This is a genomic window from Kribbella sp. NPDC026611, assembly GCF_040638345.1.
In the GTDB taxonomy this organism is placed as follows: domain Bacteria; phylum Actinomycetota; class Actinomycetes; order Propionibacteriales; family Kribbellaceae; genus Kribbella.
Genome location: NZ_JBEZYC010000004.1, coordinates 332,744 through 352,126 on the forward strand (window position 1 = coordinate 332,744; position 19,383 = coordinate 352,126).

At 70.1% G+C, this 19,383-nt stretch carries 18 protein-coding genes; 11 read left to right on the plus strand and 7 right to left on the minus strand.

The window, feature by feature from the left end:
- The first annotated feature begins 48 nt into the window (after nt 1-48).
- Complete coding sequence (locus AB0E69_RS18670) at nt 49-1,350, plus strand: basic secretory protein-like protein (RefSeq protein ID WP_360146862.1); 1,302 nt, start codon at nt 49-51, stop codon at nt 1,348-1,350.
- A gap of 144 nt (nt 1,351-1,494) precedes the next feature.
- Here the strand turns inward: AB0E69_RS18670 and AB0E69_RS18675 are convergent, their stop codons facing one another.
- Nucleotides 1,495-3,609 carry a 3-hydroxyacyl-CoA dehydrogenase NAD-binding domain-containing protein gene (locus AB0E69_RS18675; RefSeq protein WP_360146865.1) on the minus strand — a complete coding sequence of 705 codons (2,115 nt, stop codon included), beginning with the start codon at nt 3,607-3,609 and terminating at the stop codon, nt 1,495-1,497.
- The gene (locus tag AB0E69_RS18680; protein WP_360146868.1) at nt 3,606-4,823 is read right to left on the minus strand and encodes an acetyl-CoA C-acyltransferase; all 1,218 of its coding nucleotides are present in this window, start codon (nt 4,821-4,823) and stop codon (nt 3,606-3,608) included. The genes AB0E69_RS18675 and AB0E69_RS18680 overlap by 4 nt, the downstream gene beginning before the upstream one ends.
- A 166-nt stretch (nt 4,824-4,989) precedes the next feature.
- Between AB0E69_RS18680 and AB0E69_RS18685 the strand changes: the two genes are divergently transcribed.
- The 5 genes from AB0E69_RS18685 to AB0E69_RS18705 all read left to right on the plus strand — a co-directional run bounded on the left by AB0E69_RS18685 (nt 4,990) and on the right by AB0E69_RS18705 (nt 8,330).
- Entirely contained in the window at nt 4,990-5,658 is a 669-nt protein-coding gene (locus AB0E69_RS18685) for a hypothetical protein (RefSeq protein ID WP_360146870.1), read from the plus strand.
- 55 nt (nt 5,659-5,713) lie between these two features.
- Nucleotides 5,714-5,872 carry a hypothetical protein gene (locus tag AB0E69_RS18690; protein ID WP_360146873.1) on the plus strand — a complete coding sequence of 53 codons (159 nt, stop codon included), beginning with the start codon at nt 5,714-5,716 and terminating at the stop codon, nt 5,870-5,872.
- Nucleotides 5,873-5,886: 14 nt separating this feature from the next.
- A complete protein-coding gene (locus AB0E69_RS18695; RefSeq protein WP_360146876.1) occupies nt 5,887-6,375 on the plus strand; it encodes a glutathione peroxidase in 489 nt (162 codons plus the stop codon).
- Nucleotides 6,376-6,465: 90 nt separating this feature from the next.
- Nucleotides 6,466-7,056, plus strand: coding sequence for a helix-turn-helix domain-containing protein (locus tag AB0E69_RS18700; protein ID WP_360146879.1), 591 nt, complete (start codon nt 6,466-6,468; stop codon nt 7,054-7,056).
- Nucleotides 7,053-8,330: an MFS transporter gene (locus AB0E69_RS18705; RefSeq protein WP_360146882.1), complete on the plus strand. Its 1,278-nt coding sequence runs from the start codon at nt 7,053-7,055 to the stop codon at nt 8,328-8,330. The genes AB0E69_RS18700 and AB0E69_RS18705 overlap by 4 nt, the downstream gene beginning before the upstream one ends.
- Here the strand turns inward: AB0E69_RS18705 and AB0E69_RS18710 are convergent.
- Together AB0E69_RS18710 and AB0E69_RS18715 are read right to left on the minus strand one after the other, a co-directional pair.
- Nucleotides 8,224-9,480, minus strand: coding sequence for an HRDC domain-containing protein (locus AB0E69_RS18710; protein ID WP_360146885.1), 1,257 nt, complete (start codon nt 9,478-9,480; stop codon nt 8,224-8,226). The genes AB0E69_RS18705 and AB0E69_RS18710 overlap by 107 nt on opposite strands.
- Nucleotides 9,477-10,079 (minus strand): DUF3000 domain-containing protein, encoded by a 603-nt coding sequence (locus AB0E69_RS18715; RefSeq protein ID WP_360146888.1) that lies wholly within the window; start codon nt 10,077-10,079, stop codon nt 9,477-9,479. The genes AB0E69_RS18710 and AB0E69_RS18715 overlap by 4 nt, the downstream gene beginning before the upstream one ends.
- Before the next feature lie 106 nt (nt 10,080-10,185).
- Here AB0E69_RS18715 and hemE point away from each other — a divergent pair, with 106 nt between their 5' ends.
- Genes hemE through AB0E69_RS18740 form a run of 5 tightly spaced genes read left to right on the plus strand, consistent with a single transcriptional unit; the run spans nt 10,186 to nt 14,211 of the window.
- Entirely contained in the window at nt 10,186-11,238 is a 1,053-nt protein-coding gene (gene hemE / locus AB0E69_RS18720; protein ID WP_360146891.1) for a uroporphyrinogen decarboxylase, read from the plus strand.
- Nucleotides 11,225-11,731 (plus strand): GNAT family N-acetyltransferase, encoded by a 507-nt coding sequence (locus tag AB0E69_RS18725; protein WP_360146894.1) that lies wholly within the window; start codon nt 11,225-11,227, stop codon nt 11,729-11,731. The genes hemE and AB0E69_RS18725 overlap by 14 nt, the downstream gene beginning before the upstream one ends.
- Nucleotides 11,728-13,137 (plus strand): protoporphyrinogen oxidase, encoded by a 1,410-nt coding sequence (gene hemG / locus AB0E69_RS18730; RefSeq protein ID WP_360146897.1) that lies wholly within the window; start codon nt 11,728-11,730, stop codon nt 13,135-13,137. Before AB0E69_RS18725 ends, hemG begins: the two co-directional genes overlap by 4 nt.
- The gene (gene hemQ / locus AB0E69_RS18735; RefSeq protein ID WP_360146900.1) at nt 13,134-13,829 is read left to right on the plus strand and encodes a hydrogen peroxide-dependent heme synthase; all 696 of its coding nucleotides are present in this window, start codon (nt 13,134-13,136) and stop codon (nt 13,827-13,829) included. The genes hemG and hemQ overlap by 4 nt, the downstream gene beginning before the upstream one ends.
- Before the next feature lies 1 nt (nt 13,830).
- A complete protein-coding gene (locus AB0E69_RS18740; protein WP_360146903.1) occupies nt 13,831-14,211 on the plus strand; it encodes a VOC family protein in 381 nt (126 codons plus the stop codon).
- Here AB0E69_RS18740 and AB0E69_RS18745 read toward each other — a convergent pair.
- The 3 genes from AB0E69_RS18745 to AB0E69_RS18755 all read right to left on the minus strand — a co-directional run bounded on the left by AB0E69_RS18745 (nt 14,208) and on the right by AB0E69_RS18755 (nt 19,347).
- Nucleotides 14,208-16,226 carry an AAA family ATPase gene (locus tag AB0E69_RS18745; RefSeq protein ID WP_360146906.1) on the minus strand — a complete coding sequence of 673 codons (2,019 nt, stop codon included), beginning with the start codon at nt 16,224-16,226 and terminating at the stop codon, nt 14,208-14,210. The genes AB0E69_RS18740 and AB0E69_RS18745 overlap by 4 nt on opposite strands.
- Nucleotides 16,227-16,460: 234 nt before the next feature.
- Entirely contained in the window at nt 16,461-16,880 is a 420-nt protein-coding gene (msrB, locus tag AB0E69_RS18750; RefSeq protein WP_360146909.1) for a peptide-methionine (R)-S-oxide reductase MsrB, read from the minus strand.
- A gap of 76 nt (nt 16,881-16,956) precedes the next feature.
- A complete protein-coding gene (locus AB0E69_RS18755) occupies nt 16,957-19,347 on the minus strand; it encodes a lamin tail domain-containing protein (RefSeq protein ID WP_360146912.1) in 2,391 nt (796 codons plus the stop codon).
- Nucleotides 19,348-19,383: the final 36 nt, after the last annotated feature.

Consider the following 19,383-nt stretch of genomic DNA (forward strand, 5'->3'; position numbering starts at 1 on the left):
GGCGGTCGGCCGGGCGATAGGATCAGCCGACCGTCCGAGGGGAACCCCATGAATCACCCGAGGCGCCTGCTCGCGGGCGTCGCCGTGCTGGCGCTCGCCGCGTCGGCGACCGTGGTCACCGTTCGCGTCCGGCAGGGTGATTCGCCGCCGCGCAGCAGCGCGGCCGCGGTCGTGCCGACCTCGACGCCGGGGCAGTTGACCGCAGCGGACGAGCTCGCGCGGAAGCAGGCTGTCGACGCGGTGCTCGCGCGCCGGGCGAGCGCCGTACTCAAGGGCGATCTGAAGGGCTTCATGGCTTCGGTCGATCCGAAGCAGGCCGCGCTGGTGGCGCGGCAGCAGCTGCTGTTCACGAACCTGCGGAAGTTCGGGCTCGCCTCGTTGTCGTACTTCACCGCCGACAAGTTCGACCCCGGACCGGGGCTGATCGAGAAGTTCGGGCCGACGACGTTCTCGACCCGGGTGATGATGCGGTACCGGATCGGCGGGCTGGACCCGAAGCCGGCGCAGACCGACCTCGGGTACACGTTCGTACGGCGGGGGAGTGCGTGGATCCTGGTGGACGACGTGCAGACCGACTCGTTGCTCAGCCACGACGGGCACCGGCAGCCGTGGGACTTCGAGGAGGTCGCGCTGGTCCGGCGTGGGCCGGTCGTCGTGGTCGTGGACCAGAAGGAGGCGGCGCTCGGCACGAAGGTCGCCGACGTTGCACAGGCCGCGGTGGCGTCGGTACGCCGGCACTGGAAACGCCCGTGGAACGGTGCCGTGCTGGTGGTCGCGATGCCGGACACCCAGGTGATGTCGACGATCTGGACCTCGGGGAACGGCGCCGGCTGGACGATCGCGGCGAAGGCGGTCACGCTCTTCCAGGGCGAGCAGCTCGGCAAACCGCTCGGCCCGCCGATCGGCAGCCGGATCGTGGTCAACCCGGACCTCCGCAAGCGTCTCGACAAGGACCTGCTGGTCCACGAGATGACGCATGTGGCCACCGCCACCCTGGGCACTCGGGCGCCGATCTGGATGGTCGAAGGGCTGGCCGAGTACGTCCGCTGCCGGGCGATCGAGGACGACCCGCACTGGACCGTCGACCCGTACCGCAAGACCGTCAAAACGAAGTACCTGCCGAAGCTGAAGGGGCTGCCCGACCAAGCGCTCTTCGACACCAACGCCGACGCCGCCTACGGCACCAGCTGGTGGACCGTCGAGTACCTCGCCCACAAGCTGGGCGAAAAGAAGCTCGCCACCCTCTACACAGCCCTGGCCACCACCGGCTTCTCCGAGCCCACGCTAGCGAAGTACACCGGCCTGACCCGCACCCAACTAGCCGCCGCCGTCAAAACCTTCAAGGGCTGACCCCCCGCGCCGCCGTCCCTCCCAACACGAGGGGATATCCCCTGCAGCTGAGGGTTCTCCGGTGGTATGCGAGGGGAGAACCCTCAACTCGCGGGGATATCCGCTCGTGTTGAGGGAGCGAGGGTGGCGGGGGCGGGTGTTGCGTCACGCGAGGCTGGCGGTGCCCTTGGGGAGGAAGCGGGTGCCGTTGACCTTTTCGGCGATGCCGGAGCGGTCGAGGTACGGCGTGATGCCGCCCAGGTGGAAGGGCCAGCCGGCGCCCAGCAGCAGGCACAGGTCGATGTCCTGTGCCTCGGCGACCACGCCCTCGTCGAGCATGATCTTGATTTCCTCGGCCAGGGCGGTGAGGACTCGGGTGCGGAGCTCGTCCGGGGTGGAGGGTTTGTCGCCTACGGTGACGAGGGCCTCGACCTCGGGGTCGACCACCGGCTTGCCTTCCGGCCAGAGGTAGAAGGAACTCTTGCCTGCAGCAACGACTTTGGCGAGGTTCGAGGACACGGCGAACCGGTCCGGGTACGCGCGGTGCATCGTCTCCGCCACGTGCAGTGCGACCGGCAGGCCGACCAGCTGCAGCAGGACGAACGGCGGCATCGGGAGACCGAGCGCCGAGAGCGCCTTGTCGGCCGCCGGGATCGGCGTACCCTCGTCGACCGCCGCGCTGACCTCACCCAGGAAGCGGGTGAGCAGCCGGTTGACCACGAACGCCGGCGCGTCCTTCACCAGCACGCACGACTTCTTCAGCGTCTTCCCGACCGCGAAGGCCGTCGCCAGCGAGGCGTCGTCGGTGCGGTCCGCCCGGATGATCTCCAGCAGCGGCAGCACCGCGACCGGGTTGAAGAAGTGGAACCCGACGACCCGCTCGGGGTGCTCCAGGTCCGCCGCCATCTCCGTCACCGACAACGACGACGTGTTGGTGGCCAGGATCGCGTCCGGCCGGACGATCTTCTCCAGGTCGGCGAAGATCGTCTTCTTCAGCTGCAGTTCCTCGAACACGGCCTCGATCACGAAGTCCGCGTCCGCGAACGCCGAGCGGTCCACCGACCCGGTGACCAGCGCCTTCAGCTGGTTCGCCTTGTCCGGGCGGATGCGACCCTTACCGAGCAGCTTGTCGATCTCGCCGTGCACGTACCCGACACCGCGGTCGACCCGCTCCTGGTCCAGGTCCGTCAGCACCACCGGCACCTCGAGCCGCCGGACGAACAGCAGCGCCAGCTGACCAGCCATCAGGCCGGCGCCGACGACACCGACCTTGGTAACCGGCCGGGCCAGCGACTTGTCCGGCGCACCCGCCGGCCGCTTGGCCCGCCTGTTCACCAGGTCGAACGCGTAGAGCCCGCTCCGCAGCTCCTCGCTCATGATCAGGTCGGCCAGCGCCTCGTCCTCGGCCGCGAAGCCGCGATCCCGGTCGTTGTCCTTGGCCGCCGCGATCAGGTCCAGCGCCCGGTACGGCGCCGGCGCCGCGCCGCTGACCTTGAGATCGGCGAACGCCTTGCCCCGGGCAACGGCCGCGTCCCATGCCTCGCCCCGGTCAGCCGCGGGCCGCTCGACGGCGACCGCGCCGGTGAGGACCTTCGAAGCCCACAGCAGCGACTGCTCCAGGAAGTCGGCCGAGTCCAGCAGTACGTCGCCGATCCCGAGCCTCACCGCCTCCGGCCCGCCGAGCATCTTGTTCTGGTTCAGGGCGTTCTCGACGACGACCTCGACCGCGTTGTCCGCGCCGATCAGGTTCGGCAGCAGGAAGTTGCCGCCCCAGCCCGGGAGCAGGCCGAGGAACACCTCCGGCGTCGCGAGCATGCCCGCGGCCACCGACACCGTCCGATACGTGGCGTGCAGCGCGACCTCGAGCCCGCCGCCGAGCGCCACCCCGTTCACGAACGCGAACGACGGCTTGCCGCCGTCGACGAGCTTGCGCAGTACGCCGTGCCCGATCTGGCCGAGCGCCAGCGCCTGCTCCCGGTCGGTCAGCTTCGGTACGCCGGACAGGTCCGCGCCCGCGGCCAGGATGAACGGCTTGCCGGTGACGCCGATCGCGACGATCTCGTCGCGGGCCAGCGCCGCGTCGATGGCCGCGTTCAGCGAGCCGAGACCCTTCGGGCCGAAGGTGTTCGGCTTGGTGTGGTCGTGCCCGTTGTCGAGTGTGATCAGCGCCATCGTGCCGGCCTTGCCCGGCAGTACGACGTCCCGCGAGTGCGCCAGCGTGACGACCTCGTCCGTCGACAGCGCGGACGCTTCCGAGATCAATGCCTGCAAGTCGCTCATGCGGCCGCGTTCCCTTCCCAGTTCGGGTTCTCCCAGATGACGGTGCCGCCCATGCCGAGGCCGACGCACATGGTGGTGAGGCCGTAGCGGACCTCGGGGCGCTGCTCGAACTGCGTGGCCAGCTGGTTCATCAGCCGGACCCCGGAGGACGCCAGCGGGTGGCCGTACGCGATCGCGCCGCCGTACGGGTTGACCCGCGGGTCGTCGTCCGCGATGCCGTAGTGCTCGAGGAACGCGATCACCTGGACGGCGAACGCCTCGTTGACCTCGAAGGCCTGGACGTCGTCGATGGTCAGGCCGGCCAGCTTCAGCGCCTTCTCGGTCGCCGGGATCGGGCCGACGCCCATCACCTCGGGCTCGACGCCGGCGAAGCCGTAGGACACCAGCTTCATCTTCGGCTTGAGTCCGAGCTCCTCGGCCGCCTCGGACGAGGTCAGCACGCAGGCGGTGGCGCCGTCGTTGATACCGGCCGAGTTGCCGGCCGTGACCCGGCCGTGCGGACGGAACGGCGTCTTCAGCGTGCCCAGATCCTCGACCGTGGTCCCCGGCCGCATCGGCTCGTCGGTGGCCGCGAAGCCCCAGCCCTGCTCGGCCGATCGGGTCGCGATCGGCACGAGGTCCGGCTGGATCAGGTCGTTCGCGTACGCCTTGGCCGCCTTCTCCTGGGACGCCGCGGCGAACTTGTCGGCGCGCTCCTTGGTGATCCCCGGGAACCGGTCGTGCAGGTTCTCCGCGGTCGAGCCCATCACCAGCGCGGACGTGTCGACCAGCTTCTCGGCGATGATCCGCGGGTTCGGGTCCACGCCCTCGCCCATCGGGTGCCGGCCCATGTGCTCGACGCCGCCGGCGACGACCACGTCGTACGCACCGAAGGCGATCCCGGAGGCCGTCGTGGTGACGGCGGTCATCGCGCCGGCGCACATCCGGTCGATGGCGTAGCCGGGCGTCGTGTTCGGCAGCCCGGCCAGCAGGGCGGCGGTGCGGCCGATGGTCAGGCCCTGGTCGCCGATCTGGGTGGTGGCCGCGATCGCGACCTCGTCCACCCGCTCCGGGGGGAGACCCGGGTTCCGCCGCAGCAGCTCCCGGATGCACTTGATGACGAGGTCATCGGCGCGGGTTTCGGCGTATTGACCTTTGGCCTTGCCGAACGGGGTGCGAACACCGTCGACGAACACCACGTCGCGGATCTCACGGGGGCTGTTTTGTCGGGGCACCTTGGTGGCCCTCCTCTAAGGGGTCGGGAAAGCTACCCGAATGCTACCCGTGAGTAACAGAACCGCCAAACACCCCGGCGCTGTGGAGCTGCTCACAGCAACCCGTGGTCAATTGCGGCGATTGGGCGCATCCTGGAGGCAAGGTCCGCCGTACTGGAGCTGTTCAATGAACAATCTTGATCTTGCCGTGCCGGTCCTGAGCCGGGGGAAACACCGCAACCCACGCAAGGGCGCCTGCTTCATGGAGTTCGCCTCCTTCCTCGCCGGTGAGCCCTGGTCGGACCACCCGGCCTGCACCCACGCCCTGCTCGCAGGCGTCGCGCGCGACGTCAACGACTGCACGACGGACGCCGGCCGGTCCCGGCTGGCACCGCTGATCCCGTCGGTGATCGGGCTGACGCCCGAGGACCCGCACGTCGTACCGCGGGTCACCGCGCGCTGCATCCAGCACGCGCTGCCGGTGGTGTCGCAGGAGCGCCAGTACATCCTGGCCGTCGCGCTGCTGGTGGGGGAGAAGCACCTCGCCGACCTCGACGGCCGGCCGCTCGGCGACCTCGAGGCAGCCTCGGCCGCAGTGCTCGAGACGGTCCCGGCGGCGACCAAGTGGGCGCGGTCCTTCACCGCCCGGTCGCACCGCAGTACGCCGGACTTCGCCCGCCGGACGGCGCCACGGGCGGTGTCGTGCGCGGTCGAAGGCATCTCCCAGGCCTGCGTCCGCGATCCTGACGACCGGCTGTACAAGCTGCTGGTCGACGCGATCGAGGAGACCAAGGCCTGGATGCCCGCACCCGAGCCAGCGCCGGTTTCGCCGGAGGTCGTACGCTTCACCGTGTGACCCAGGCAAAACTTACCGAGATCGACACCGCCTCAGGTTTGATGCCGGTCCACGAGTGGGGCACCGCCGCCGACGACGCTCCGGCGGTGGCCTCGGCTTCAACGTGTCCGCCGTGTCGTCGCCGGACGCGCTGGTGAGCTACCACGGCTCCGCGCTGCCCGGTCTGCTCGAGCTCGCGCCGTACCGAAGACTTTCTCGCCCGTCAGCTCCCTAGCCCCAAGGACGTTCATGAGCCTCTACGACATTCCACTGACGACCCTGTCCGGCGCGCCGACCTCCCTCGGCGACTACAAGGGCAAGGCCGTCCTGGTCGTCAACGTCGCCTCGAAGTGCGGCCTCACCCCGCAGTACGAGGGCCTCGAGAACCTGCAGAAGCGGTACGGGTCCCGCGGCTTCACCGTGCTCGGCGTGCCCTGCAACCAGTTCGGCGGCCAGGAGCCCGGCTCGGCCGAGGAGATCGAGACGTTCTGCTCCACGACGTACGGCGTCACGTTCCCGATGCTGGACAAGCTCGAGGTGAACGGTGACGACCGGCACCCGCTGTACTCCGAGCTGACCCTGACGCCGGACGCCGACGGCGAGGCGGGCGACATCCAGTGGAACTTCGAGAAGTTCCTGATCACCCCCGAGGGCACCGTCGCGGCCCGCTTCCGCCCGCGCACCGAGCCCGAGTCGGACGAGGTCGTCGCCGCCATCGAGACCCAGCTGACGAAGTAGCTCCACCGAATCCCCGCCGCGCCGACACCGCGGCGGGGATTTTCTGTGTCTGGCATTGCAACAACTCTTTCGAAAGAGTACTTTCGACGCATGCCGGCCCCACACCGCCGTCTCAGCGACCCGCGTGAGCTCAACGCACTGGCCCACCCGGTGCGGATGGCGATCGTCGAACTGCTCTCGATCAGTGGGCCGCTCACCGCGACCGAGCTGGCCGACCGGCTCGACGAAACGCCTGCCAACTGCTCGTGGCACCTGCGCAAGCTCGCGCAGCACGGGTTCGTCGAGGAGGCCGAGGGCGGCAAGGGCCGGCAGCGGCCGTGGCAGGTGCCCGGGCTCGGATTCCGCTGGGACGAGGAGCACTCGTCGCCGTCGCTCGAGGAGCGGCGGGCCGCGCAGGCGCTGTCCGAGGTGACGATGGGCCGGGCGCTGGACCGGATGCGCGAGGCCCGCGACCGCGCGCCGGAGGAGCCCGAGGAGTGGCGGAAGGCGCAGGCCGGCTCGGAGATGGTCGCCTGGCTGACCGCCGCCGAGCTCAAGGAGATGAACGACGCGCTCACCGCGGTGCTCGACCGCTACGAGGAGCGCCTGACCGATCCGAAGCAACGGCCGGTCGGCGCACGACTCTGCGAGTTCGTCGTCTGGGGCGTACCGACGTACTTCCCGGGGGTGGAACCGGCATGAGGAAACTATTCGCGCAGCCTGGCTTCGCGCGGCTGTTCAGCGGGCTGAGTACGTCGATGCTCGGCGACTCGGTGATGTTGCTGGTGCTGAGCATGTGGGTGAAGACCCTCACCGGCTCGAACGCGCTGGCCGGCCTGACGTTCTTCTTCATGGTGCTGCCCGCGCTTGGCGCCCCGCTGCTCGGGGTCTGGGTGGATCGCCTGCCCCGTAAGGCGATCCTGGTCTGGGGCAACTTCGCCAGCGCAGCCGCGGTCCTCCCGCTCGTGCTGGTCCGGAACGCCGACGACGTGTGGCTGATCTGGGTGGTCGCCTTCCTGTACGGCGTTTCGTTCGTCGTCCTGCCCGCGGCGCTGAACGGCCTCCTGAAGGACCTGCTGCCGGACGAGCTCCTGGTCGACGCGAACTCCAGCCTGGCCACGATCAAGGAGGGCTACCGGCTGTTCGGCCCGTTGCTCGGCGCCGCGATCTTCGCCGGCGTGGGCGGCTGGCTGGTGGCCGTCGTGGACGCGACGACGTTCGTCCTGGCCGGCCTGCTGATCGCGACGATCAAGGTCCGCGAGGCTCCGGCCCCGGTCGAGCACCACTTCAAGAACGACGTACTGGCCGGCGTCCGCTTCCTGGTCGGCGAGCGGGTACTCCGCAACGTCCTGATCGGGATGGCGATCTCGATCCTCGTGATCGGCTTCTTCGAGTCCTCGATCTACGCGCTGCTGGACGCCTTCGACAAGCCGGCGACGTACGCCGGTGTCTTCGTCACCGCGCAAGGTGTGGGCGCGATCCTCGGCGGCCTGACCGCTGCGCGTGCGGTCCACCGGCTCGGTGAGGTCGCGGTCTGCGCGCTCGGTCTGGTCGCACTCGCCGCCGCCACGATCGTCTGCATCGTCGCGCCGACCATCCTCGTCGTCCTGATGGGTGCAGCCATCTGCGGGCTCGGCCTGCCGTGGACGTTCGTCGCCTTCACGACCTTGATGCAGCGCCGGTCACCCGGCCATCTGATCGGCCGGGTGTCGACAGCGGTCGAGGTGCTCTTCTCCACCCCGCAGGCGGTCTCGCTCGCCCTCGGCAGCTTGCTCGTGAGTCTGCTGAGCTACCGGCAGATCTTCGCGATCATCGCGGCCGTGATCCTGCTCGGCGCGGTGCAGATCGTGGTCAGCCTGCGCGACGAGATCAGTCGAGCGATTTCTTCGCCTCGGACGACATCGCCGCCGTCAGAACCTCTGCCGTCAGCCCGATCTGCCACGGCCGAGCCAGGTGCTCCCGAAGGAACGTCGTGACCACCTGAAGGTTCAGGTCGGGCGGCGGCGACCAGGCCAGCCGGCGGATCGTGTCGGGGGAGAGCAGGTTCTCGGTCGGCAGCCGGTGCGCCTCGGCGATCTCGGCGACCGCAGCACGGGCAGCGGACAAGCGCGCGGCGGCGTCCGGGTCCCGGTCGGCCCAGGCGCGGGCCGGCGGCGGGCCGTCGTACCGCGGTCCCTGTTTTGGCAGCTCCGAGTCGGGCAGCCGGCGGGCGTGGTCGACCGCCTCCCACCAGGTCCGCATGTGCCGGTGGGCGCCCCGGCCCTTGAACGCGGTGAGCTTCTGGAGCGCGTCCCGGTCGGCCGGCATCGCCGACGCGGCCTCGACGATCGCGGCGTCCGGCAGGATCCGGCCAGGGGAGATGTCCGCTGCCGCGGCGATCTGGTCCCGCGCCTCCCACAGCGCGCGGACCACGGCGAGCGCGCGACGGTTCCGGACCCGGTGCATCCCCGACGTACGCCGCCACGGGTCCGGCTTGGGCTCACGCGGCGGGGCGTCGAGGATGGCCGCGAACTCCTGCTCGGCCCACTCCCACTTGCCCTCGCGGCGCAGCTCCGCCTCGATCGCGTCGCGCAGCTCGATCAGCATCTCGACGTCGAGCGCGGCGTACACCAGCCAGGGCGCGGGCAGCGGGCGGGTCGACCAGTCCGCGGCCGAGTGCTCCTTGCGCATCCGGTAGCCCAGCACTTCGCTGACCAGCGAGGCGAGCCCGACCTTCGGGTACCCGAGCAGGCGGCCGGCCAGCTCGGTGTCGAACACCTTCCGCGGCACCATCCCGACCTCGGCCAGGCAGGCCAGGTCCTGGTTGGCGGCGTGGATGATCCACTCGGCGTCGACGATCGCGTCACCGAGCGCGGACAGGTCGCCGAACGGGATTGGGTCGACCAGCGCCGAGCCGGAGCCCTCACGGCGCAGCTGGACCAGGTACGCCCGGTGCGAGTAGCGATAGCCGGAGGCGCGTTCGGCGTCGACGGCGACCGGTCCGGTGCCGGCCCGGAAGGCCTCGACCGTCTCGGTCAGCACGCTGTCGGTGTCGATCACGTCGGACAGCCCGTCCCTGAGCTCGAGCAGGGGCAGTTGGGCGGCCGGGTCGGCCGATTCGGTGGGCTGGGTCTCGGCTGGGCTCATCGGCCCCGCTGTCCGCGCCGGGTCGGCATCGCCACCACACCCGGCGGAACCGGCGGCAGTCCGGCCGCCGTACAGAGCACCTCGCCCCACGCCTCGGCGTGCTTGGTCACGTCGACCAGTCCACCCGGTCCGGGCACGGGGCTCCAGGACGCGCGGATCTCGATCTCCGCCGTCGCGTCGTCGTCGGCCATGCCGCCGAAGCTCTCCGATACCACCCTGGTGACGGTACCGCTCGGGGCCAGGAAGTCGGCACCCCGGTCGCCCAGGGCCTCCATCAGCCAGGTCCAGCCCACACCACCGAGCAGCGCGTCGGTCACCATCTCCGGTTCGACGGCGGCGCGCACGTACGCGACACAGCGGAAGGTCGACTGCCAGGCGTCGTTCCCGTCCGGGTCGTAGAGGATGACGAGCCGGCCGGTGGCGACATCGTCGCCGTCGACCGTCACGTCGGCGCTGACCGCGGCCGCGTGCGGAGCGATCCGCTGCGGCGCGGGCATCTCCTCGACGAAGACCTCGGGCCGGAACCGGGCACCTCGTAACTGCGAGACTGCCTCGGCGAACTCGGCGGGTGGCGCGTCGACCTGCTTGCGGGCACCCATGCTTCGCAGCCTACGACTGATTACTCACTGCCGCCTGTTAAGACGCGCCGGTAACACCCCGCTACCAGGCGATGAAGCGCTCACCTGAGCGTGGGATCATCGCAGTGTGCCGTCGACCGAACACTCGCTTGCCCAGTCGCCCTACTTGCTTGCCGCCCGTGGTGAACCGGTCCCGCACACCCCGGTGTGGTTCATGCGGCAGGCCGGTCGCGCGCTGCCCGAGTACCGCGCGCTGCGGGAGGGCATCTCGATGCTCGAGTCCTGCATGCGACCCGACCTCGTCGTGGAGATAACGCTGCAGCCGGTCCGCCGTTACGGCGTCGACGCGGCGATCTTCTACGCCGACATCGTGCTCCCGCTCAAGTCGGCGGGGTACGACATCGACATCAAGCCGGGCGTCGGCCCGGTGGTCGCCGACCCGATCCGGGACGCCGCGGGGGTCGCCGCGGTCCGTCCGGTCACCCCGGCCGATGTGCCGTACACCACAGATTCCGTGCAGCAGCTCGTGACCGAGCTCGGCGGTACGCCGCTGATCGGTTTCGCGGGCGCGCCGTTCACGGTCGCGTCGTACCTGGTTGAGGGCGGGCCGAGCAAGGACTTCGCCAGGACCAAGGCGATGATGCACGGCAACCCGACGCTGTGGCACGCCCTGGCCGACCGGCTGGCCGACGTCGCGATCGCGTACCTGTCGGTGCAGATCGAGGCGGGCGCCTCGGCGATCCAGCTCTTCGACTCGTGGGCGGGCGGCCTCTCGCCGCGGGACTACGAGCGCTTCGTGATGCCGCACTCGGCGAAGGTCTTCGAGGCGCTCAAGGGGTACGGCGTACCCCGCGTGCACTTCGGGGTGAACACGGGTGAGCTGCTCGGGCTGATGAGCGCGGCCGGCGCCGACGTCGTCGGGGTCGACTGGCGGGTCCCGCTCGACGAGGCCGTCCGGCGGGTCGGTCCGAAGCCGCTGCAGGGCAATCTCGACCCGGCCCTGCTCTTCGCCGGCTGGGACGCGATCGAGCCGGAGATCGACCGGATCCTCGCCGAGGGCAAGGCTGCGCCTGGCCACATCTTCAACCTGGGCCACGGCGTTCCGCCGGACGCCGACCCGGAGGTGCTCGGTCGGATCGTGAAGTATGTCCAGACGAAGTCGGCCCGTGTACCTGCCTGACCACGAGGTGACGCTGGAGCTGCTGACCGCCGGGCACGCCGACGCCGTGCTGACGTTCGAGCGGGAGAATCGGGCGTACTTCGCGGCGTGGATCTGGGACCGAGGCGACGAGTACTTCGCGGAGTTCGCCGAGCGTCACGCGGCGCTGCTCGCCGAGCAAGCCGCCGGCATCTCCCGGTTCCACGTGCTCGTCGACGAGGGTGGTGCAGTCGCCGGGCGGGTGAACCTGATCGACCTCGAGAACGGGTCCGCCGAGCTCGGCTACCGGATCGCCGAGAAGTGGGCCGGGCGTGGGCTCGCGACAGCTGCGGTGCGGGCGATCGCCAGGCTCGCCGCCACGGAGTACGGGCTGACCACGCTCACGGCCGGCGCCTCGGACAAGAATCCGGCTTCGCAGGCGGTGCTGAGTCGCGCCGGCTTCCGGGTCGTGGGGACCTCGAGCACCGACCTGGGCCCGGGCAAGCGCTACGAGCTGACGCTGGAGGTTTTGTGAGCAGGGTGGTCGTCGTCGGGGGCGGAATCAGTGGGCTCGCGGCGGCGCATGCGTTGGCGAGCGGGCCCAATCCTCCTCGGATCACCGTCCTGGAAGGGTCGCCGCGGCTGGGTGGGAAGCTGGCCGGTGGCAACATCGAGGGCGTGCCGGTCGACCTCGGGGCCGAGTCGGTGCTGGCTCGACGGCCGGAGGGGCTCGAGCTGATCAAGGCTGTCGGGCTGGGGGACGAGCTGGTGCATCCGGCAACGACCTCGGCCGGGTTGTGGGTCGGCGACCGCATCCGGGCGATCCCGCCGACGGTGATGGGCGTGCCGATGGACCCGGCCGCGACCGCCGACGTGCTGGGAGCCGAAGCCGCCCAGGAGGTGGCGCACGAGGCCGAGTTGGCCGCCCCCGCGTTGACCGAGGACGTGGCGATCGGCCGGTTCGTTGCCGAGCGCATGGGCAAGGCAGTGACCGACAAGCTCATCGACCCGCTGCTCGGTGGGGTGTACGCCGGGAACGCGGACGAGATCTCGCTCCAGGCCGCCGTACCGGATCTCTACGCCGAGCTGCGGACCGCGCCGAGCCTGCTGGCCGCGACGGCCGAGCTGCGCGAAGCGGGGCAGAAGCGAGCGGGACAGCCGGTGTTCGCGGGCATCGTGGGCGGAGTCAACCGGCTCATCGACGCGCTGGAGCAGGACCTGACCGCGCATGGCGTCGAGATCCGCCGCAAGCTCGCGGTACGCCGGATCACCCGGAGCGCGGACGGCTACACGCTCGAGGCCGGCCCGGTGCCGGATCCGACGTACCTGACCGCCGACGCCGTGATCATCGCCGTACCCGCGGCCCCGGCCGCGCGGATGCTGGCCGAGTTGGCGCCTGCCGCGACGACCGAGCTGACGGCGATCGAATACGCGAGCATGGCGATCGTGACGCTCGCGGTCCGGAAGGAAGACTGGCCGGCCGGCGCGACCGGCTCCGGCTTCCTGGTGCCGTCCGTAGAAGGCCGGACGATCAAGGCTTCGACGTACTCGCACGCCAAGTGGGCGTGGTCCGCGGAGGCCGGGGGAGAGCTCGCGATACTGCGTGCCTCCGTCGGACGGCTCGGTGAGGAGTACGTGCTGCAGCGGTCCGACGAGGAGCTCGTGGCGCTCGCCGTGTCCGACCTGGAGCAAGCGGTCGGGCTTGGTGGTGAGGTGGTCGGGTCGCTCGTCCAGCGCTGGGGCGGCGGTCTTCCGCAGTACGCCGTGGGGCACGTGGACCGGGTGGACCGTGTGGAGGCCGCGGTGGCCGGCGTACCGGGACTGGCGGTGTGTGGAGCGGCGTACCGCGGGGTCGGGATCGCGGCGTGTATCGCCTCCGGGAGCAAGGCGGCGACCCGGGTGCAGGCGCACCTCGACGCATTGGGGACAATGGCACCGTGACTGATAAGCCGAAGGCTCGTGAGCTCAACAACGTGATCCGCTACACCATGTGGTCGGTCTTCAAGGTCGAGACCCCGCTGGGTGCCGCGGACCGGGACGAGCTGACCGCCGAGCTGACCGACCTGGTCGGGAAGCTGGCGGCCGACGACGTCGTGATCCGCGGGTTCTACGACGTCGAGGGTCTGCGCGCCGACGCCGACTTCATGATCTGGTGGCACGCGCCGACCTCGGACGCGCTGCAGAAGGCGTACCACGCGCTGCGCCGGTCGCGGCTGGGCACGCACCTGGCCCCGGTCTGGTCGCAGCTGGCGCTGCACCGGCCGGCCGAGTTCAACAAGAGTCACATCCCGGCGTTCCTGGCCGACGAGGAGCCGCGGGCGTACATCTGCGTGTACCCGTTCGTCCGGTCGTACGAGTGGTACCTGCTGCCGGACGAGGAGCGGCGGTTCATGCTCGCCGAGCACGGCAAGATGGCGCGCACCTACCCGGACGTCCGGGCGAACACGGTGGCGTCGTTCGCGCTCGGGGACTACGAGTGGATCCTCGCCTTCGAGGCGGACGAGCTGCACCGGATGGTCGACCTGATGCGCGACCTGCGCGCGTCCACGGCCCGGCGGCACGTGCGCGAAGAGGTCCCGTTCTACACCGGCAAGCGGACCGAGCTCGGCGAGCTGGTCGCCAACCTGGCTTGACATGCCGGGGGGAAAGGCGTTTCCGGTCCTGTATGTGACCGACGTACAGAGGTCCCTGCGGTTCTACGGTTTGCTCGGCTACGAGTCGACGTACCAGTTCCCGCTGGAGGGTGATCCGCACTACGTCGGCCTGGACCGCGGCGACTCGTCGCTCGGTATCGCGAACGCCGAGTGGCCGGAGGCGCAGCTCGGCATCAGCGTCGGCACCGGCCCACGCTTCGAGCTCTTCGTGTACGTCGACGACGTCGACGCCGAGGTGGAACGCTTCCGCGCGGCCGGCTACCCGATCCTGCAGGAGCCGGCCACCATGCCCTGGGGCGAACGCCAGGCCTACCTCGCCGACCCCGAAGGCAACCCGGTCGCCCTGGCCACCCCGATTTAGGTGCCTGGCTTCTGCAGGAGGTAGTCGGCGGCGCGCATCGAGGTCGGGGGTTTGACGTCGATCGGGAGCAGCTCGCGGAGGTCGCGTTCGGTCAGGCTGTCGGGGTTGCGCTCGGACAGGCGGGTGGCCTGGTTCGAGATCGCTTCCTCGAGCACGTTGCGGATGAAGCGGCCGTTGCCGAAGTTGTGGCCGCGGGGCGCGGGCGGGATGACGCTGCGGACCTTGTCCAGGACGTCGTCGCTGTAGATCATGCCCTTCTGCCGGGCCTGCAGCTCGAAGATCGCGACCAGCTGGTCGGTGTCGTACTCGCTGAACGACAGCAGCTTCGGGAACCGCGACGCCAGACCGGTGTTCGACTCCATGAACCGCTGCATCTCGCGGTGGTAGCCGGCCACGATCACGATGCAGTCGTTGCGGTGGTCCTCCATCAGTTTCAGGATCGTCGCGACGGCCTCGAGCCCGTAGTCACCCGGCGTGTTCTCCGGGACCAGGGTGTACGCCTCGTCGATGAACAGCACCCCGCCGAGCGCCTCGCGGAACTTGGCCGCGCTCATTGGTGCCGTCGTACCGACGCTGGAGCCGACCAGGTCGGAGCGGTCGACCTCGACCACATGGCCCTTCTCGAGCACGCCCAGCTGCTTGTAGATGCGGCTGAGCAGGCGGGCGATCGTGGTCTTCGCCGTACCGGGTTTGCCGACGAAGACCATGTGCCGGGCGCGCTCGTGGCTGGGCAGGCCGAGCTCGGAGCGGCGCAGGTTGGTCTTGACCTCGGCGACCATCCGGCGGACCGCGTCCTTGACCGACTCGAGCCCGATCAGCGAGTCGAGCTCGGCCAGCGGGTCCTCGCTGAAGTCGACCGGCTTGGGCAGCGGCTCGATCGGCTCGCCGTCTGCCGTGGGCTGCTGCTCGACCTTGTCCCAGGCGACCGAGAGCGACGTCTGCTCTGCCGTGGCGGCGGCCTGGTCGGCGTCGAGAGCCCGCCAGCGCTCACGGTCGAGCAGCCGGAAGAGCGGACCGAGGTCAGGGACCTCTGGCTCGGGCCACGCGCCGTTCGCGAGTACGCCGGACAGGTGGACGGAGACGCGCGTGGCGGCGGCAGCCCAGTGACGGGCGAGGACCTGCTGGTCGTGGCGCACCGCACGGCCCAACCAGTCGGTGTTGCGGGCGATCCACGCATGCGCGTCGAAGCCGGTGTGGATGCTGCTGAGCGCCTTCTGGACGTCCTCGGTCGCGGGGCCGAGGATCTTGGCGACCGTCTGCGGGAAGCCGCGGTTGCTGATCAGGAGGAGCTGGGCCATCAGGCGGGCGAAGTCGCCGGTGTCCTCGTCCGCGTTGGTCATCAGCAGCTTCGCGTGGACGTCGCGGAGGGCGTTGATCGAGTACCGGAGCGCGGCGGTGGTGCCGCCCAGCTCGGGGAGGAGCGCGCGCTCGGTGTCCTTCAGGGCGTCGGTGCGCCAGAACTGGAGGATCTCGTCGTACTCGCCGTGGGTGTGGAGGTACAGCGCCTCGCGGGTGGCCAGGATCCGGTCGAGCGCGGCGACGAGCGCCTGGGCCCGGGCGGCCAGGGGCGGAGCGTCGACGAAGAGGTTGAAGACGTCGCGGGTGAGGTGGAGCGCCTGCCGCCGGCCCGGCTCGCGGAAGCCGCGGGCCGCGGCGATCGCCGTCAGCGGCCAGTCGGGGGCGGCGGTCCAGACCACATGGCCGGATCCGCCGAGGTGGGACGCGGGCCGGTAGAAGTCCCGGGTGAGCTTGGCGCCCAGGTCGGCGTACTCACCGTGCAGGACCGGGATCCACCCGCCCAGCAGCGGAGCCACCTCGTGCGCGAACCACACGGCCGCCGGCGTCCCCTTGACGAACCCGGGGAACGCATCGGCGACGAGCGGCCGCAACGCCTTGGGATCGTCTCCCCACGCCGTCAGCCGCCGCCGGACCCCGGCGACCCAGGCGTCCGGCACTTCCCACGCCTCGTCAGCCGCCAACACATCCAGAACCCACGGCCTACGGCTGTCAGCCACCCAAATCCTTCCCCGGAAGTCGAACCAGCACCTCAGTCTAAGGGTGTGTCAGCCCACCCCACGCCTACTGCGCGGCACTCGGTACGGCACCTCGCCGCACGGGTGCGAAGGGCACGATGCTCCGCATCGAACCCTTCGCCCCCGCGCGCCGATGCACCGCACCGAGCACCTGCTCGCTACGGAGTGGGGCGGGCTGACACACCCTGAGGTCTACCGGCCGACTCCCGGGGACGGTCAGTTGGCCGGCTCGAGGTTCAGGCTGACGCTGTTGATGCAGTAGCGGAGGTCGGTCGGGGTGCCGTACCCCTCGCCTTCGAACACGTGGCCCAGGTGCGAGCCGCAGTTGGCGCAGCGGACCTCGACGCGCTTCATGCCGAGGGTGCTGTCCTCGATGTACTCGACCCGGTCCTCGGCCAGCGGCGCGAAGAACGACGGCCAGCCACAGTGCGAGTCGAACTTGGTCTCGCTGCGGAACAGCTCGGCGTCGCAGGCCCGGCACTTGTACACGCCGACCGTCTTGGTGTCGGTGTACTCACCGGTGAAGGCCCGCTCGGTACCGGCCTTGCGCAGCACGTGGAACTCGGCCGGGGTGAGCTGCGCCTTCCACTCCGCGTCGGACTTCTGAACGGCGTACTGCTTGGTGGAATCTGTCACGACTCAAGTATCGGCGCCCGGGCAAGGAAAACCCCGCCCGGGCGCTACGACGTAAGACTGCGGAAATCTCCCGAGGTCACCGCACCCAGGACGGCAGCGGGATGACCCGCACCACCTGCGGGTCGTGGTCGGAGATCTGGTCCGGGAACTCCGCGTTCATGTGCACCACGTCGTACGACGAGGCCGGCTGCAGGTTCTTCGAGATCAGGATCTGGTCCAGGATCTGGCTGTTGCCCTCGAACACGTAGCTGTAGCGCTGGTTCAGCGGCAGCGTCCGCGGCATGTCGATCAGCGCGGTCTTGCCCGACCCGACCAGGATGTCCGCGGTCTCCGACCAGTCGAAGTCGTTCAGGTCACCGAGCACGACCACGTTCGTGCCCGTGTCCTTGGCGAGGATCTGGTCCACGAACCCGCGCACCACCTGCGCCTGCTGGTGCCGCTTCGCCGCGCTCACCTGCACCGGCGGCTGGAACCGGCCCCACAGCGGGTCGTCGCCGCCCTTGGAGCTGAAGTGGTTGACCACCACGAACAAGGTCTGCCCGTGCCAGGTGAACTCACCCGCGAGCGGTACCCGCGTCGCGGCCCAGGCCGGGTTCGCCGGGTCGACGCGTCCGGGGGAGGAGCTCAGGTGCGGCCGGCCGAACCGGTCGGTGGTGATCGTGGTCGCGACCGTCGAGCCGCCCCCCGGGCGGTCGACGAACTTCACCGGCTTGTCGGTCCGGTACATGAACGCGACCCGGATGTTGCCGCCCGGCTCGCCACCCTCCTGGCCGTCGACCGGGTCGATCTCCCGCCAGGTGTACTCCGGTCCGCCCGCCTTCACGATCGCCGCGGCCAGCGTGTTCAGCGTCACGTCCGCCTTGGTGTTGCCGGAGTTGATCGCACCGTCGTTGTCCTGGACCTCTTCCAGCCCGAGGATGTCCGGTGAGGCCAGGTTGTGGACGACCGCCTGCGCCAGCCCGTCGAACTTGGCCGGGCCGTCGGACGGGTCCAGGTTCTCCACGTTGAACGTCGCCACCGACACCTGCAGCGGCGAGGACTTCGTGGTGACCTCGCGCTGGACGCCACCGTCGACCACGGTCGGCGTCACGGTCGGCAGGAACTTGAAGTTGCCGAACGAGTAGTCCAGAACCCCCGTGACGGTCCCGGCCAGCTTGTCGCCGGTCTTCGCGTCCGGGATCGGTGTCAGTACGTCGTCCAGCAGCACCCGCTCCGGGTTGCTGTCGGTCTTCTGCAGCAGGATCCCGCCGCGCACCGTCCGTACCCCGGAGCCCGCCGGTACGACGGACAGCTCACGGAACGAGCTGGTCGGACCGGTGACCTCGGGCTGGTTGATCCCGATCCACATGCCCTCGAGCGACTCCCAGAAGTCGATCCCGTCGTTGGCCGGGTCGAACGCGGTGCTGGTCTTCTCGACGTCGCCGGACGAGTCGTCGTCGATCACGGTCGAGGGCGGAACCCGTCCACCCGGTCCGACGATGGTCGCGGCCGGGACAGCCGCCGTACCCGTGACGGTGATCTTCGCGTTGGTGAGCTCGGTCGTGGTCAGGTTGGTCACGCCACCGGACCCGCCCGGCCGGAACTCGGCGACGGACCCTTGCACGCTGAGCGCATCCCCGACGGCTACCGTCGGCGCCGAGCTGGTGAAGACGAAGATGCCCTCGCTCGTGGCCGGGTCGTCGTCCGCCTGCGGGTCCTGGAACCAGAACCCGTTGCTGCTCTTGGCCGTGACCACGCCGGTGACGTTGGCGACGACCTTGCCCTCCAGCGGCGACCGGTGCGCAGCGCCCTGGATGTCGTGGATCTTCGCGTCGACGGGCGGCTCGGCCGGACCACCGGTCAGCGTGCCCGGCGACGGGTTGCCCGCGGAGAAGTCGGCCGCGTTGTTGTCGGTGTCCTGCTTCGGGTCGTTGCGCGAGTCCGAGGTGGTGTTCGACAGCCCCGGCGCCGGGGTGGTCTCGGAGTCGTTGGTCGCGGAGCCGTACCCGACGAAGTCCTTGACCGCCGGGTCCTTGTCGCAGTCGGCGCCGCAGGCCAGGGCCGTCTGGTTCGTGACCAGGGCGATCTTGCCCGCGCTGGCGGACATCGCGATCGTGCCGACGACGTTCGGGGTGGGCATCGGCTGGCCGGTGGCGCCGCCGCTATCCTGGATCAGGTACGCCGCTCCCGGAGCGATGCTGCCCGTCAGCTTGGTGACCTGCCACGTCGTACCGGCGGTCGAGCCGTACTGGACCGACCAGCCGCTCACGTCGACGGGGGCCGCGTTGTTGTTGGTCAGCTCGACGAAGTCGTTGGTGTACGGCGCGCCGCTGTTGCCGCCACCGCCGTACACCTCGGTGATGACCACATCGGCGGACGCGGCCTGAGCCGGTGCGGCGGCGATCGCCACCGCCAGCCCGGCGGCGAGAAGACTGGTCGTGACCACGACGGCGCCCAGGCGGCGCGGTGATCGGTTCAGGGCAGACATGGCCCGGATTCTCACACCGCTACGTGGTCCTTCCAA